The 14,338-nt window shown below is 69.3% G+C and carries 13 protein-coding genes and 3 pseudogenes; 10 read left to right on the forward strand and 6 right to left on the reverse strand.

Features of this window, described 5'->3' with window-relative positions; all coding sequences use genetic code 11:
- The first annotated feature begins 116 nt into the window (after positions 1-116).
- From I6J71_RS09520 to I6J71_RS47875, 4 genes and pseudogenes are all read left to right on the forward strand, one after another.
- Positions 117-311 (forward strand): helix-turn-helix domain-containing protein, encoded by a 195-nt coding sequence (locus tag I6J71_RS09520; protein ID WP_204094385.1) that lies wholly within the window; start codon positions 117-119, stop codon positions 309-311.
- Complete coding sequence (locus tag I6J71_RS09525) at positions 308-640, forward strand: WhiB family transcriptional regulator (RefSeq protein ID WP_204094386.1); 333 nt, start codon at positions 308-310, stop codon at positions 638-640. The genes I6J71_RS09520 and I6J71_RS09525 overlap by 4 nt, the downstream gene beginning before the upstream one ends.
- Positions 637-966: a hypothetical protein gene (locus I6J71_RS09530; protein WP_204094387.1), complete on the forward strand. Its 330-nt coding sequence runs from the start codon at positions 637-639 to the stop codon at positions 964-966. Before I6J71_RS09525 ends, I6J71_RS09530 begins: the two co-directional genes overlap by 4 nt.
- Positions 963-1,388 (forward strand): annotated as a pseudogene (locus I6J71_RS47875) (hypothetical protein); the annotation flags it as partial. The gene I6J71_RS09530 and the pseudogene I6J71_RS47875, both read left to right, overlap by 4 nt.
- Before the next feature lie 48 nt (positions 1,389-1,436).
- On the opposite strand, the gene I6J71_RS09535 reads toward I6J71_RS47875, so the two are convergent.
- Positions 1,437-2,495, reverse strand: a complete 1,059-nt coding sequence (locus I6J71_RS09535; protein WP_204089418.1) for a transposase — start codon at positions 2,493-2,495, stop codon at positions 1,437-1,439.
- 270 nt (positions 2,496-2,765) lie between these two features.
- Between I6J71_RS09535 and I6J71_RS09540 the strand changes: the two are divergent.
- Positions 2,766-3,152, forward strand: a pseudogene (locus I6J71_RS09540) (hypothetical protein); the annotation flags it as partial.
- Entirely contained in the window at positions 3,142-5,310 is a 2,169-nt protein-coding gene (locus I6J71_RS09545; RefSeq protein ID WP_204094388.1) for a cell division protein FtsK, read from the forward strand. The pseudogene I6J71_RS09540 and the gene I6J71_RS09545, both read left to right, overlap by 11 nt.
- A gap of 254 nt (positions 5,311-5,564) precedes the next feature.
- Here I6J71_RS09545 and I6J71_RS09550 read toward each other — a convergent pair whose 3' ends face one another.
- From I6J71_RS09550 to I6J71_RS50475, 3 genes and pseudogenes are all read right to left on the reverse strand, one after another.
- The gene (locus I6J71_RS09550) at positions 5,565-7,133 is read right to left on the reverse strand and encodes a recombinase family protein (protein ID WP_204094389.1); all 1,569 of its coding nucleotides are present in this window, start codon (positions 7,131-7,133) and stop codon (positions 5,565-5,567) included.
- A gap of 295 nt (positions 7,134-7,428) precedes the next feature.
- Positions 7,429-8,034 (reverse strand): LysR family substrate-binding domain-containing protein, encoded by a 606-nt coding sequence (locus I6J71_RS09555; protein ID WP_204094390.1) that lies wholly within the window; start codon positions 8,032-8,034, stop codon positions 7,429-7,431.
- 151 nt (positions 8,035-8,185) lie between these two features.
- A pseudogene (locus I6J71_RS50475) lies at positions 8,186-8,311 on the reverse strand (LysR family transcriptional regulator); the annotation flags it as partial.
- Between the two features lie 103 nt (positions 8,312-8,414).
- Here I6J71_RS50475 and I6J71_RS49710 point away from each other — a divergent pair.
- Both I6J71_RS49710 and I6J71_RS49715 read left to right on the forward strand, forming a co-directional pair.
- The gene (locus I6J71_RS49710) at positions 8,415-9,155 is read left to right on the forward strand and encodes an amidohydrolase family protein (RefSeq protein ID WP_255570810.1); all 741 of its coding nucleotides are present in this window, start codon (positions 8,415-8,417) and stop codon (positions 9,153-9,155) included.
- Entirely contained in the window at positions 9,074-9,406 is a 333-nt protein-coding gene (locus I6J71_RS49715; RefSeq protein ID WP_370542200.1) for an amidohydrolase family protein, read from the forward strand. Before I6J71_RS49710 ends, I6J71_RS49715 begins: the two co-directional genes overlap by 82 nt.
- Here I6J71_RS49715 and I6J71_RS09565 read toward each other — a convergent pair.
- Positions 9,403-11,196, reverse strand: coding sequence for a VanW family protein (locus I6J71_RS09565; RefSeq protein WP_204094391.1), 1,794 nt, complete (start codon positions 11,194-11,196; stop codon positions 9,403-9,405). The two genes, I6J71_RS49715 and I6J71_RS09565, sit on opposite strands and share 4 nt — an antisense overlap.
- Positions 11,197-11,286: 90 nt before the next feature.
- A complete protein-coding gene (gene araD / locus I6J71_RS09570; protein WP_204094392.1) occupies positions 11,287-13,005 on the reverse strand; it encodes an L-arabinonate dehydratase in 1,719 nt (572 codons plus the stop codon).
- A 146-nt stretch (positions 13,006-13,151) separates the two neighbouring features.
- Between araD and I6J71_RS09575 the strand changes: the two genes are divergently transcribed.
- Together I6J71_RS09575 and I6J71_RS09580 are read left to right on the forward strand one after the other, a co-directional pair.
- The gene (locus I6J71_RS09575; protein WP_204094393.1) at positions 13,152-13,817 is read left to right on the forward strand and encodes a GntR family transcriptional regulator; all 666 of its coding nucleotides are present in this window, start codon (positions 13,152-13,154) and stop codon (positions 13,815-13,817) included.
- Positions 13,818-13,820: 3 nt separating this feature from the next.
- Positions 13,821-14,324 (forward strand): metallophosphoesterase, encoded by a 504-nt coding sequence (locus I6J71_RS09580; protein ID WP_204094394.1) that lies wholly within the window; start codon positions 13,821-13,823, stop codon positions 14,322-14,324.
- Positions 14,325-14,338 lie beyond the last annotated feature (14 nt).

The following is a 14,338-nucleotide window of genomic DNA, read 5'->3' on the forward strand; positions in this document are numbered from 1 at the left end:
TCCGGGGCGCAGAGATCGACATCGCGTCGCGCATTCGGAGTATTGCTGCGCCCTCGTACGACTAAATCAGCTCACAAATTCAGCTCAAATCATCTTTCGATCTTTAGGGACCAACCATGACGAAGAAAATGCCCAACGCCGGTGGCCCGGCGTTCTACACCCTCGCCGACGCCGCGTGGATTCTCGGCGTCGAGCACGACCAGCTCCACCACGCCATCCGGGTGGGCGTCTTGCCGGTTGTCCGGCGTCGCTCCCGCCTGGTGATCCCCGCCGACGCGCTTCGCCGCGTGCTCGAAGGCGGTGCCCGATGACCGAGCACGACTACGAAAAGACGGCTGCCCGCCTCGACCGATACGCCGAGGCACCCACAACCACACTCGCGGACCTCGTGACCAGGGAAGGACTTTGCTTCTGGGCGTTCACCCGCGACGACATACCCGAGCTGACCGGCGACAGCCCACCCGACCGGGAGCTTGCCGCGCGGCTCTGTGCGGGATGCCCGGTGGTCGATCAGTGCCTTGAACTCGATCTCCGCACTTATGGGCCGGGAACGCTCGGAGTGTGGGGCGCGTTGCCAGACACAGACCGGCGAGCCCTCCACCCCGTGTGGCGACGACGCCGGGCAGGTGAGGCGCGATGACACTCAGCCTCACCTCGACGCAGGTTCTCGCCGGTGCGGGCGTCCTGCTTGCGCTGTTCGTCGTGTGGCGGTTCGGCGCGCGGAAAGCGCGCCGGGCGGCCGAGGCGGCCCGTACCGGAATCGGTGTGGTCTCGCTGGCCGGCCGGGTCCTGTTCACCGGTGCCGCGTTCACTGGCGTTCAGTGGCTGGTGATCACGCACCCCGGCAATCCGACGCTCTTGCTCGTGGTGCTCGGCGTGCCGAATCTGATCACGGCGCACGTCCTGACGCGCGCCATGACGGTGACCTCCCTGGACAACCCACGCCGGGGAGGTGGCCGCCGATGAACAAGGATGAATCGAAACCTCGCCTCGCCACCGTGCTCCGGCTGCCCGCTCCGGGCTCACCGACTCCAGCACAGCGCCTCGCCGAGCAAGCCGCGCAAGCGGCAGACGTCAGGCGTTGGCAAAGCCACCCGGACGTGGTGGCCCTGCAAGTCGAACGCGTCCGGGTCCAAGTCGATCGGCTGTGCTGGGCCGGGATCATCCTCGGCTTGGCGTTCACCACGGCGAACGTGCAGTGGTTCGCGGCCGCCGGTGCCGTGCCCGGTTCGCTGCCGTGGCTGACAGCGTGGCTTCTAGACCCGACGGTGTCCTTGGTGTTGCTGGCGATCCTGCGCGCCGAGCAGGTCACCGCGCGGTACCAGGTGCGGACCGGCACGTGGGTCCGGGCGGCGAAGTGGCTGACGCTGGCGGCCACCTATGTCATGACGCTTCTATGTTTGTCAAGGCGTTCGTGTGCTGGTGGTGTGGGTGGTTCAGGCGAGTGTGGGCGTGGTGTTGAGAGTGCGGAAGAGTTCGCGGGCGACGTAGCGCTTGAGCATGCGCCGGATTTCGCGGTCGCTGTTGCCCTGGGCGCGGCGTCGAGCGATGTAGTCGTGGGTTCGGGTGCAGGCGCGCCAGCGAGTGAGAACGATCGCGTGCAGGGCGCAGTTGAGTGCTCGATCGCCGCCGCGGTTGAGCCGATGCCGGGCGGTGCGTCCGCTGCTGGCCTCCAGTGGGCTGGCTCCGGCCAAGGCGGCGAACGCGGCCTCGTTGCGGCAGCGTCCTCGATGCGACCAGGACACGATGGCCTGGGCTGCGGAGACGGGGCCGACGCCGAGCTTGGCGACCAGCGCGGGGGCCATCTCGGTGACGATCGTGGTCAGCTCCCTGGTGTTCGCGGCCAGGTCGGCGGTGGTGTCGCGGATGCGGGTGGCCAGGCGTGCAGCCTCGCTCCGGCGGACGGTCTGCTCACGGGTCTCGCCGGGAGCAGGGGCACGGTTGATGATCGCGTCGAGGTGCTTGCCGGCGAATTGTTTGGGCCGGTTGAGGGCGCGGTCGGTGTCGTCGCCGGTGATCAGCAGCGCGCGGAGTTGATTGATGCTCCGTCGGCGGGTGTCGCCCAGCTCCTGGCGGGCGGTGAGCAGGATGCGCAGCGCTTCGCGGTCCCCGTCGGCGCGCGGGGTGGGCAGCTTGTCAGTGTCCAGGCGCAGAGCGTGGATCGCGGCCAGGTGAGCGTCGATCGCGTCGGACTTGCCCCGGCGCCGCTCGTGGCCGCGTGGCTGCTCGATCTCCAGCACCAGGACACCGGCGGCGTTCAGGGCGCGGGCAAGGCCGACACCGTAGCTGCGGCTGCCCTCGACCGCGGCGGCGATCCGGGGACCGGGCGCGTTCTGGTTGATCCAGGCCAGGGCCTGGGCAGCGCCGGCATCGGTGTTGGCCACGGTCAGCGTCGAAAGAGTCACCCCAGTCGCCGTGGTGATCTCCAGCGTGTGGGTATCGCGGTGGGTGTCCGCGCCCACCACTGCGTCGATCACATCGGCCAGCTTCGTCATCGAACAGTCGGTTCCCTTCCACAATGGTCGGACTCGGGAAAGGCGCCGGCCTGGGTAACGACCACCGAGCGGCACTTCTGTGAGGAGTCACGCGGCCGCCGCCGCGGACAAGCTTCTGATCAAGCCAACAGGTGGCACAGGACAGCGCCGGTGAGCGGGAGGACATGTCATGACCAAGACACACGTCCTGCCGGACGCGGTCACAACACATGCGAGTCACTCCTGAACACCGGCACCGATCCTGCTAGCGGACCAGACCGGAACCGCCTATCGACACACTCACAGAACACCTGGTCGTCGTGGGCGGCGGGCTCGCCGGCCGGGGTGGTGCTGCACTCCGTACCGCCCATGGTCGTGTTCGTGGCAGCCGAGGCGGTGACCGATCTGCGGGACAAGCTCACGGCCGCTGTGAGCGTCGCGTTCATGAACGCCTCTGAACGGATCAGAGTTCATGAACCGCCCGCCCGCCGAGGCACATCCGTCCGACGCACGACGTTCGCGGACTATCTCGCGACGGCGCGCCAGGCCTGGACGCCGGACAAAGACATCACTCCGGCCTGGGTCCGGCAGGTCACCGGTTGCTCGCGTGGCTTGTCTTCGCGGCTGGCGGCGGCCCTGTCGTCCGAAGTGGCGGAGGGAGCGCGGCATGACCGGTGAGCACGGCGCCGAGTTGGCGCGCGCGGAGTCGCGAGACGTCGAACACGTAGGCCCGATCTTGGACGGAGAACTGATCGATGACACCTTGCCCCAACCCCGCGCCCGGAAGGTTCGACGTCGGTTCGTGAGGTGGTGGCTGCACTCTCCTCGGGTGCCGCTCTGGCTCAAGAGCAAGCCGCAGTCGATTCAAGCTTGCAAGGACGCGATTGCCTGCGTGGTCAAGGCGCCGTGGCGCTACGTCGGCGCTGTGGTGCGAGGCCTGGTCGTCGGTGCCCGATGGTGGCGGAACTGGGTCAAGGTACGCGACTACCGCACGGCGGCCGAAGAATCGGAGAAGCTGGCAGACAAGTTCACGGAGATTCGCGAACTCACCCAGTTCCGATGGAAGGTTACTGGTGCCGTACTCGCCGTCTCGGCGCTGGCGGTCGCCGTGACGGACCTCGTCTACGGTCCGGATCCACTGTGGATCGCAGGCGCAGTGCTGTCGGTCGCCCTGGCGATCCTCGGACGACGAAAAGACGGCAGCCCCGGCCGGAAGCCTGCGCTCGCCGGACCGCGAACGCTCACCTGGACCATGGACCCGCAGATACTCGTGGACGCGTTCCGGGACGCGAAGCTGATCGGAAAGGACGAGTCGCTCCGCCTGGTCGAACGAGCGACCCGCGTCGGCGACGGCTGGGCGATCACGGTCGACCTGCCCGCGACCCGCAATGCCGCCGACGTGGTGAAGAACCGGGACGCGCTCGCGTCGGCGCTGGCGGTCGATGAAGTGCAGCTCATCGCGGAACGGGTACGCGGCAACGGCGGGCACGCCGGACGGGTGTCGATGTGGGTCGCAGACGAAGACCCCTACGCGTCGCCCCCGCTGCGAACACCCCTGCTCGGAGTGACGAAGTGGGACGCCTGGCGGCCCGTACCGTTCGGCCGGGACGCGCGTGATCGGCGGATCGACCTCCCGCTTGTGTGGACGTCGCTGCTGGTCGGCGCGATCCCACGCCAGGGCAAAACGTTCGCGGCCCGGCTCGCCGCATCCGGGCTGATCCTGGACGCGTGGGTGCGGCTGTACGTAGCGGATTTCAAGGCGGGGAAGGACTGGGACGCCGCCGGCCACGTCGCCTACCGGTTCATGTCGGGTGACGAGTCCGAACACGTGCTCACGCTCGTGGATTGGCTGGTGGAGCTGGTCGGCGAGGTCCAAGGCCGCTACCGGCGCATGCGCGACCTGGACGACCTGACCTGCCCCGAGTCGAAGGTGACACCGGAGATGTCCAGGGACTCCGCCCTGAACATGCCGATCACGGCAGTGTTCATCGATGAGGTCCAAGTTCCATTGGAGGATCGGACTCCCGTCGCGGTGCAGGGAAGGAAGCTCACGGCGGGCGAGTACATCGGCGAACTGCTCACCTGGCTGGCGAAGAAGGGACCAGCTGCCGGGATCGTGCTGGTCCTGGCGACCCAGCGGCCGGACTCGAAGACCATCCCATCCGGCCTCCGGGCGGTACTGGGCTCACGCTTCGCGCTCCGGGTGATGGACTGGCGTGACTCGAACATTGTGCTGGGCGAACAGATGAACACGAGAGGGTACGACTCCAGCCGGCTGCTGCCGTCGCACAAGGGCGTCGGCATCCTCCGGCCGGATGGCGACACGGCCGCAGGTGCGGACCTGCTAGCGATGACCGTCCGCACGTACTACATGCCGAACGAGGATTGGCAGGCCATCTGCCAGCAAGGTCGGGCGCTCCGAGAAGCCGCCGGGACGCTCGCCGGTCACGCCACCGGGCAGGACACCGTGCCGAATCTCGACCACTCGGCCGTGGCGCGTGCGATCGGTGCAAGCGACTCGTTGGGAGGCGACACGACGCAGCCAGCCGAGCTCCCGGAACCGCTGGCATCGGTCGTGTGCTACCTGGGTGAGGACGTCGATAGCCGCACCTTCGTTCCGACAGCGGAGCTGGTCGAAGCACTCGAAGTCGAACCGACCGCGTTCGGCCGCCAGATGGGCGAACACGGGTGCAGCCCGACCCGCGAGCGCGTACCCGGCGCCGACGGCGAAGTGAGGCGAGTCCGGGGCTACCTGGTCGCCGACGTACGCGCCGCTGTCGAACGAGCGCTAACGGCTGCGGAGTCCCGCGACGAGAGGGACATCTATGACAGCTGACGAGGTCCCGGACACCGGGGATGCCGAGGTACCGCCCCAGCGCACCACGTCGCAGATCAGTGAGGAGTCCCGTGCCTACTGGCGCCCCATCGTTGCAGCGATGGAACCGATGACTGATGAGGACATCGCCGACGTCGCGGAGGTCATTCGGAGGAGTCGCGCGCGTAGGTTTCAGGAGGAGCAATCGTCGTGACACACGAGAGGTGCCCGGGAACCTCGTCCCGGGCACCTCTTACTTCTTGGTCTTGTACTTTCTAGGAGCGGTCGTTCCCCCTCTGCGCATGCCAAATCGCAACGACGTTGGCAAATTCCTCGGAGTCGTGCACCTGCAACCGCGTCCGGTCGAAAACTCGCCGACCGCTCAGGTCACCCGGCATCACGCACAGTTTGTCCAAACCCAACGCCTTGGTCAGCATTGCACGGCGCACCGCCACATCGCCGCCAAGCCATTCGGCTTCAAGCTCCGCTGAGGATTGCGCTTCTGTCGGACCTGCGGTGGCTCCAGCGGACAGCGTCTCGCGTTCGGCGTTCAGGCGGGCAAGATCCGCCGCAAGCGGCTCGTTCGCCACGTCGAAGGCATCAAGCGTGATCTTCCTCCGGCCCAGTCGTTCGGACAGGCTCCTTTGCAGGGTTTCAACTTCGCTGATCTCCTGTGCGATGGCCTTGAGCCGTTCGCCCTCCTGCTCCACCACACTCGCCAAGCGCGCCGCCTGACGTTCGTCGGAGAGCCGAGCAACTGTGAACGCGAGCAGTTCCGCGTCGACCCTCGCTCGATCGACAAAGATCTTCCCGCACCCACGTCGGTGGCGAGCGCAGATGTAGGCACTGCGCGGTGTTCCGTCGGCGTAGAAACGCTTCTGATCCTTGCGGCCAGTCAGCTTGGACCCGCACCTACCACAACGAAGGATCCCCGTGCCGATGTAGGACAGCCCAGGAACGCGCCCACGTTTCCGCCCTGCGAAGAAGGCTTGCAGCCGATCGTAAGTGCGCTTGTCGAGAATGGGCTCGCCTTCGAGCCTCCCGACGATCTTGCCGTCGTGAACCAGGTGACCACCGAGCGAAGCGCGCTTCAACGTTGCGACAACCGTCGCGGGGATCCACTCCAGTCCGTAGACAGAGTGGATACCCGCCGCGTTCCACTGGTCAGCCACCTTCTTGCCGGAACCGCCTTCGGACAGCAGCAGTGTTGCCGCGTCGCGGAGCGCTTGCCGCTCCCGTTCGACCAGCTCCGCGGAGACCTCCGGGCGGTCCGCCTTCGTCTCGCCTTCCGCAGGAACCCACGTCAGGTCTTTCCCGGGAAATCCGAACCGACGGGGACCACCCGTTTCCCGCCCCTGCGACCTGAACGTCTCAAACCGCCGCTTCAGCCGTCGCGACGTGTCGTCGCTCGACCGCGCTGCGTGCGCGACCTCGATCCGAAGGATGAACCGGTCATCCGGGTCGGCCAGATCACGCGCGCCGTGCGCAGAGAAGACCTTGTAACCGTTCTCAGCGAGGTCAATGAGCGCTTCCAGGTCGCGCGGCTGCCTGAACAGCCGGTCGGTGTGCCACACCACGCACCCGTCCGACTCCCCGGACTCGACCCTGGCGAGAAGGGTCTCCCAACCCTTCCGGCGAACGCCTCGCTTCCACGCCGACAGCCCGTCGGACAGCTCAAGCCCGAGCGTGCCGCCCACCCGACCGATCACCTTCCGATTGTCGGCATGCTGGGTTTCGATCTTCTCCAGCTCCCCGGTCTCCGGCACCTGCGACAGTCGCCCGTAGGAGTCCAGGACCAGCCGCCCAGGCTCCCCACCAGCGCTAACCTCGTCCTTGTTGACCATGCCCACCACGGTAGGTCAACAAAAGAAGGTCCGCCAAGCGTGCCTTGACACGGGGTCGGCGGCCGTGTTTTGGCTTCGGATCGAGGTGCCGGGCGGGGGCTGGGTGCATCCTTGTTGCGTAGTTTGGTGGCGGTTGCGTAGGTGGGGTGCGTCGCCGTTCGAGGTGGTGGGTGGGGCTTCGCGCATTTTCGTTGCATCGTTGGGCTGCGTAAGTGGGTTTGCGTCGCTTTGGGGTGTGGTTGGTGGTGGGAGCGGGGCGCTTTGCGTTGTCGGTCGGTGGTTGCGTAGTGGTGAGTCACGTGGCCGGTCGAGTGTCGAGGAACGCCGTTACGGCGGGGTCCGGTTCGGTGCTGCGGTGCAGGAGGTCGAAGTCGACGGTGAGGTCCGGGTCCGTCAGCGGCCGGTACTCGACGTCGGGGACGGCGGCGCGTTGCACGCCGGCCGGGACGATTGCGGCGCCGGCGGAGACGAGGGCGAGGACGGTCAGGGTGGTGTCCGCGCGGTGGCGGGCCGGGGTGGGCCGCAGTGTCAGCGCGGCTTGGGACAGCACTTCGGCCGCTGTGTTGTCCCGGTTGTCGCCGAGGGAGTATTCGATCAGCTCCTCGCCGAGGAGGTGGTCGGCGGTCAGCTTCCGGTGCCGGGTCAGGGCGTGCCCGGTGGGAAGGGCCACCGGGAACGACAGGGACCCGATGTGCGCCGAGGCCAGCCGGGGTTCGGTGGGTGGTGCGGGGAGGGCGCTGAAGCCGACGTCGAGCTCGCCGGCGAGGATCGTGCAGCGCTGGCGGGCCGGGCCGGCTTCCCGGAGGTCGAGCCGGACGCGGGGCCGGGCGGTGTGGAACGCGCGGAGCTGCCCGGCCAGCAGGTCGCCGAGCACCGTCGCGCCGGCGACACCGATCCGCACCCAGCCCGGTCTCGCCGGCCAGCGCCAGCCGGGCGGTGGTCTGGGCCTGGTCGGCCTGGGCCGGCACGCGGCGGGCTTCGACGAGGAACGCCCGACCGGCCGGCGTGAGGCTGGTCCGGCGCGCGCCGCGGTCGAACAGTGGCCCGCCGAGTTCGCGCTCCAGGTCGCGGACCTGCATGCTCAGCGTGGGCTGGACCACGTGCAGCCGGCTCGCCGCCCGGCTGAACCCGCCCTCCTCGGCGACGGCGACGAAGTACCTGAGGTACCGCAGCTCCATCGCGCCTCCTATCAGTGGCACTGATCCACGGATCAGAAGCAAGTGTTGGACTTTGTCGTCGCCCACACTCACCGTGGAGGGAGACCGCCAAGATCGAATCGAGGTGCCCGATGCGGATCGTCACGCTCGAAGAACACTGGTCCGACCAGGCGGTGTCCGCCGCGGCCTGGCCGAACTCGTCCCCGGGTACGAGGCCGTGTCCGGCGCGGGCACGGGGCTGCCCTACACCGAGCGGGCGGCCCTGATGCCGGACCTCGGCGCCGCCCGGATCGCCGACGTGGACCGCAACGGCATCACCACGCGGGTGCTCTCGTGCCTGAACACGTCCCTGCCGGCCGAGGTCGCGCCCGCGCTGACGCGGGCCGCCAACGACACCGCCGCCAAGGCGGTGCAAGCCCACCCCGGCCGGTTCGCGGCATTCGCCACGCTGCCCACGGCGGTGCCGGACGCGGCAGCCGACGAATTGCGCCGTTGCGTGTGCGAGCTCGGCTTCGTCGGCACGATGATCATGGGCCGCACCGACGGGCAGTTCCTCGACGAGCGTAGCTTCGACCCGATCCTGCGCGCGGCGAGCGAGCTGCCGGTGCCGATCCACCTGCACCCGGCCCCGCCGCCGATTGCGGTCAGCGAAGCCAACTATGCGAGCGACTTCGCCCCCGGCGTGTCCGCGGCGTTCCGGCCGGCGGCCCGGGGCCGGCACCAGGAGAGGCCGTGCACTTCCTGCACCTGGTTCTGTCCGGTGTCCTCGACCGCCACCCGGACCTGCAGTTCATCCTCGGGCACTGGGGCGAGTTCATCCCGTTCTACCTCGACCGGCTCGACGAGGCGCTGCCGGCGCGGCTGACCCGGCTCGACTGCACGTTCCGGGAGCACTTGCGGCACAACGTGTTCATCACGTCCAGCGGGATGTTCAGCCCGGCGCAGCTGCGCTACAGCGTGGACACCGTCGGCGCCGACCGCATCCTCTACTCGGCCGACTTCCCGTTGATCGGCAACGAAGGCGCCGCAGCGTTCCCGACCGAGGCGGAGCGGTCCGAAGAGGACAGGGCGAAGATCGCCCACGGCAATGCCGAGGAGCTCCTCGGCCTGAGCTAGGGCTCGCAGGTGATCTTCGGCTGCGGGTTGTAGCGCACCGTCCGGGTGTGGCGTGAGATCTCCCGGCCGGTCGACGCGTCCTTGAGCACCCGCGTGTCCGTGGTCGTGAAGCCGGGCGCGCCGTTGGATGCGTGACAGTTCTCGGCCGGGCCCGGTTTGGTCTCCGGCGGCGTCGGGTTGGTGTGCTCGCCCGGGATCGACTCGACGGTGTAGCGCTTGGTTCCCCACAGCTTCACCGTGATCGACGACGGCGTCCAGATCGTCTGGATCGCGATGCCGGTGCCGGAGTCGTTGGTGAATTTGAGATCGATGACGCTGGAACCGTCGGGGTTCTGGAAGACGGTGGCTTCGCGGGCCGCCGGGTAGCGGCTGATGTAGTAGCTGTGTTCCTTGTGCCCGGCGTCCTTCATGCCGGCGAAGTACGACGCGTTGTAGAGCGTGGTGGCGAACTGCGAGATGCCGCCGCCGACTTCGCGCGCCGGGGCACCGTTCTCGATCACGCCGGCCTCGACGTAACCCTGCGGTTTGCCGCGCGGCCCGGTGAACCCGTTGAGGCTGAAGGTTTCGCCCGGCTTCACGATGGCGCCGTTCACCTTCTGCGCCACCACGCGGATGTTCACACCCGAGTCGGCGGCGAACCCCTTCGTGGTGAACTCGCCGACGACCTCTTTCACGCCCAGCGCGTTGGCCTGCTCGGTGGTGACCTTCGCCGGGCTGTTCTTGTACACGGCCTTGAGCTCGCGCTGGTCCGCGCGCTTGAGCACGTCCGGCAGCGGCTTGAGGCTCGGTTCCCAGTCGACCGTCTTGCCATCGACGGACGGCTCGACAGCGGGCTTCCCGCCGCTGAACCCGATGGTCGCCTCCCGGCCCTGCTTCTCGGTGGACTTCAGCTGCGGCCCGGCGGCGTCGGCGAGCTTCTTCTGGTCCAGCTGCGGCGTGAGCCCGCCGCCGTCGGCCGGGGTGAACGTGAGCGCCGCCGCGATGTCGCGCGGCTGCAGCCTCGCGTCGGCGCCCTCGCCCTTGATCGTCACAGGCGCGGCGACCGCGGGCTTCGCGAACTGCTCCAGCGCCGCCTGCACGCCTTCAGGCGTCGTGCGCACCGGCGTCGGCACCACCGGCAGCGCGAGCTCCTCGCCCGACGCCCACTTGCCCAGCACGGCGGCCTTCGCGGCGGCGACGTCGAGCTTCTGCCCGGGCTGCGGCGGCACGGCGACGGGCGAGGTGCCGTCGAAACGCACCGTGCCCTCCACGGCGTCGCGATCGACCCGGCCGCGCAGGTCCTCCAGCGCCGGGTCGAGCAGGTCGCCCTCGGCGTGGGACACGACGCCGACCTCGCGAGTGGTGAAGAACGACGCGAGCCGGGTGAACGGGTTCAGCGGCTGGTCACCGGCCTGGTCCAGGGTGGCGGACCAGTCGAGGCGCAGGCCCGCGAGCGTCGGCGACAGCGTGGTGCGCGCCGCCCCGGCGGTGACGGTGAGCGGCCGCGTGAGCCGCGGTTCGATCGTGCCGCGCAGCTCGCGTTCGGCCACCGGCCGGTCGAGGCCGCCGACGTCGACACCCGCCACGGTGACCCCGCGCGGCACGCTGCCCTGGCTGGTCAGCAGGTCGATCAGGTACACGACGAGCAGGACCGCCAGCACGCCACCGGTGATCCACCCGGCCTTGCGCAGGCCCGGGCGCGGCTCGCGCTCGGCACCGGGCGGTTCGGTCCCGGCCGAAGGTGCGACAACCGGTAGGACTTCCGTTTGCTGGTCGTCGTCGGACTCCGGCCAGCGCGGTTCGTACGGCACCTGTTCGACCCTCCCGTTGCTGCGTCCCGCGCACAGGGTACGGGCTGAGCCGGACATGCCGGACTAGTGCCCCTTGGAGGAACAAACCGGTCAGCGGGCGTCGGGTTCCGGGTTGGCGCCCGCGCGGGCCAGGAAGTCGAAGTCACAGCCCTCGTCGGCTTGGGTGATGTGCTCGGCGTACAGGGCACCGTAACCGCGCTCGAACCGCGGCGCAGGCTGAGACCAATCGGCCCGCCGCTTCTCCAGCTCCTCGTCGTCGACCTCGAGCCGCAGCGTGCGGGCCGGCACGTCGAGCGTGATGAGGTCGCCGTCGCGCACCAGCGCGAGCGGGCCGCCGACGTGCGACTCAGGGGCCACGTGCAGCACGCACGCGCCATAGGACGTGCCGCTCATCCGGGCGTCGGAGATGCGCACCATGTCCCGCACGCCCTGTGCGAGCAAGTGGTCGGGGATCGGCAGCATGCCGTACTCGGGCATGCCGGGGCCGCCGAGCGGGCCGGAGCCGCGCAGCACGAGCACCGAATCGGCCGTGATGCCGAGTGCTGGGTCGTTGATCCGCTTCTTGAGGTCCGCGTAGTCGTCGAACACCACGGCGGGGCCGGCGTGTTCGAGCAGTTCCGGCGTCGCGGCGATGTGCTTGATCACCGCACCGGAGGGCGCGAGGTTGCCGCGCAGCACGGCGACCCCGCCCTCCGTCGCGACGGGGTTGTCGCGCGGCCGGATCACGTCGTCGTTGTGCACGCGGGCGCTCTCCAGCGTTTCGGCGAGCGTGCGGCCGGAGACGGTGACGCGGTCGGTGTGCAGCAGGTCCGTCAGCCGCGACAGCAGCCCGGGCAGGCCGCCGGCGTAGTAGAAGTCCTCCATCAGCCAGTCGCCGCCCGGGCGGATGTTGGCGAGCACGGGCACGCGGCGCGCGATCTCGTCGAAGTCGGCCAGGCTGAGCGACAGGCCGCTGCGCCCGGCCATCGCGATCAGGTGGATCACGGCGTTGGTCGAGCCGCCGAGCGCGAGCACGGTGGTGATGGCGTCGGCGTACGCGCGCTCGTCGAGCACCTTCGTGATGGTCAGGTCCTCCCACACCAGCCCGACGGCCCGGGCCCCGCTCGCGGCCGCCATCCGGTGGTGCGCCGAGTCGACGGCGGGGATCGACGCCGCGCCCGGCAGCGTGAGGCCGAGCACCTCGGCGGCCGACGTCATGGTCGACGCCGTGCCCATCGTCATGCAGTGGCCCGGGGAGCGGGCGAGACCGCGCTCCAGTTCGGACAGCTCGTGATCGCCGATCGTGCCCGCGCGGCGCTCGTCCCAGTACTTCCACATGTCGGTGCCGCTGCCGAGCACCTCGTCGCGCCAGTGGCCGCGCAGCATCGGCCCGGCCGGCACGAAGATCGCGGGCAGCCCGGCGCTCGCCGCGCCCATCAGCAGCGCGGGGGTGGTCTTGTCGCAGCCGCCCATCAGCACCGCGCCGTCGATCGGGTAGGAGCGCAGGGTCTCCTCGGTCTCCATCGCCAGCAGGTTGCGGTAGAGCATGGGCGTGGGCTTCTGGTAGGTCTCCGACAGCGTCGCCACCGGGAACTCCAGCGGGAACCCGCCCGCCTGCCACACGCCGCGCTTCACCTGTTCGGCTCGCTCGCGCAGGTGCAGGTGGCACGGGTTGATGTCACTCCACGTGTTGAGGATGCCGATCACCGGTTTGCCGAGGTGCTCCTGCGGCTCGTAACCGAGCTGCCGGGCCCGGGCGCGGTGGCTGAAATTCCGCAGCTCGTCGCCGCCGAACCAGCGGTGGCTGCGCAGGTCCTCCGGTGCTTTCATGGCCGGGCCGCCTTTCGTCGCTTCGGGCAGTATGGCATCTGATATATGATCACAGTTCGCCCTGCGGGGCGCGGGCACCGCCCGCGACCGCCTGGTTGAATGTTGGTCTGTTCGACTGGGCAGACCGTGCGAGCCTGGAGTGTCCGATGCCACCGACGTTCAGCCTGCCCGCCTCGCGCACCGAGGTGGTGCTGGAGGAGATCCGCCGCGGCATCCTGACCCGTGAGCTGCTCCCCGGCCAGCCGCTCGTGGAAGCTGAGCTGGCACAGCGTCTCGGCGTGTCCAAGACGCCGGTGCGCGAAGCGCTGAAGGTGCTGTCGAACTCGGGGCTCGTCACGTTCAGCCCGTACCGCGGCGCTTCGGTGTGCGTGGTCGACGCGGCGATGGCGCGCTCGGTGTACGACGTGCGGATGGTGCTCGAACCCGAGGCCCTGCGCCGCTCCGTGGCGGCCGGCGCGCCCGAGCTGTTCGAGGAAGCGGCTGAGGCGCTCAGGCAGGCGCAGGCGGCGCTGCCGGACAAGGACCACGCTTCGCTCAGCCTGCTCAACCGGCGTTTCCACCGCGCGCTCTACGCCGGCTGCGGCAATCCGCTGATGGTGTCGATGCTCGACGACCTCAAGGACCGCGCGGCGCTCATCAGCGTGGTCGGCTGGGAGGCGAACCCCAGCTGGCGCAAGGAGTGGAGCGAGCACAAGGCCGTGCTCACCGCAGCCAAGAAGGGCGACGCCGACGGCGCGGCCGAGCTGCTGCGCAAGCACATCGGCGCGTTCCTCCAGCGCGTCGTGGCCGCGATCGGCGAAGAGGAGGCGTAGGCCGTGCGGCTGCTGCTCCTCGCGGACACCCATCTGCCGAAGCGGGCCAAGGAACTGCCCGAGGAGGTCTGGGCCGAGGTGGAGCGCGCCGACGTCGTCGTGCACGCCGGCGACTGGGTCGACCTCGACGCGTTCGACCAGCTCGCGGTGGCGGCCAAACGGCTCGTCGGGGTGTACGGCAACAACGACGGGCCCGAGCTGCGCGCGTGGCTGCCCGAGATCGCGCGGGTAACCCTCGGTGGCGTGCGGCTGGCGGTGATCCACGAGACCGGTGCCGCGAAGGGCCGCGAACAACGCTGCGACGCGCAGTTCCCCGACGCCGACGTGCTCGTGTTCGGCCACAGCCACATCCCGTGGGACACGGTGACGCCCGGCGGCCTGCGTCTGCTCAACCCCGGCTCGCCCACCGACCGCCGGCGCCAGCCGTTCCGCACGTACCAAACGGCCGAGATCCGCGACGGCAAGCTCGAGAACGTCGAGCTCCACGAGCTGCCGCCGCGCTCCTGACCGGGTACAACGGA

The sequence above is a fragment of the Amycolatopsis sp. FDAARGOS 1241 genome (assembly GCF_016889705.1).
Taxonomy (GTDB): domain Bacteria; phylum Actinomycetota; class Actinomycetes; order Mycobacteriales; family Pseudonocardiaceae; genus Amycolatopsis.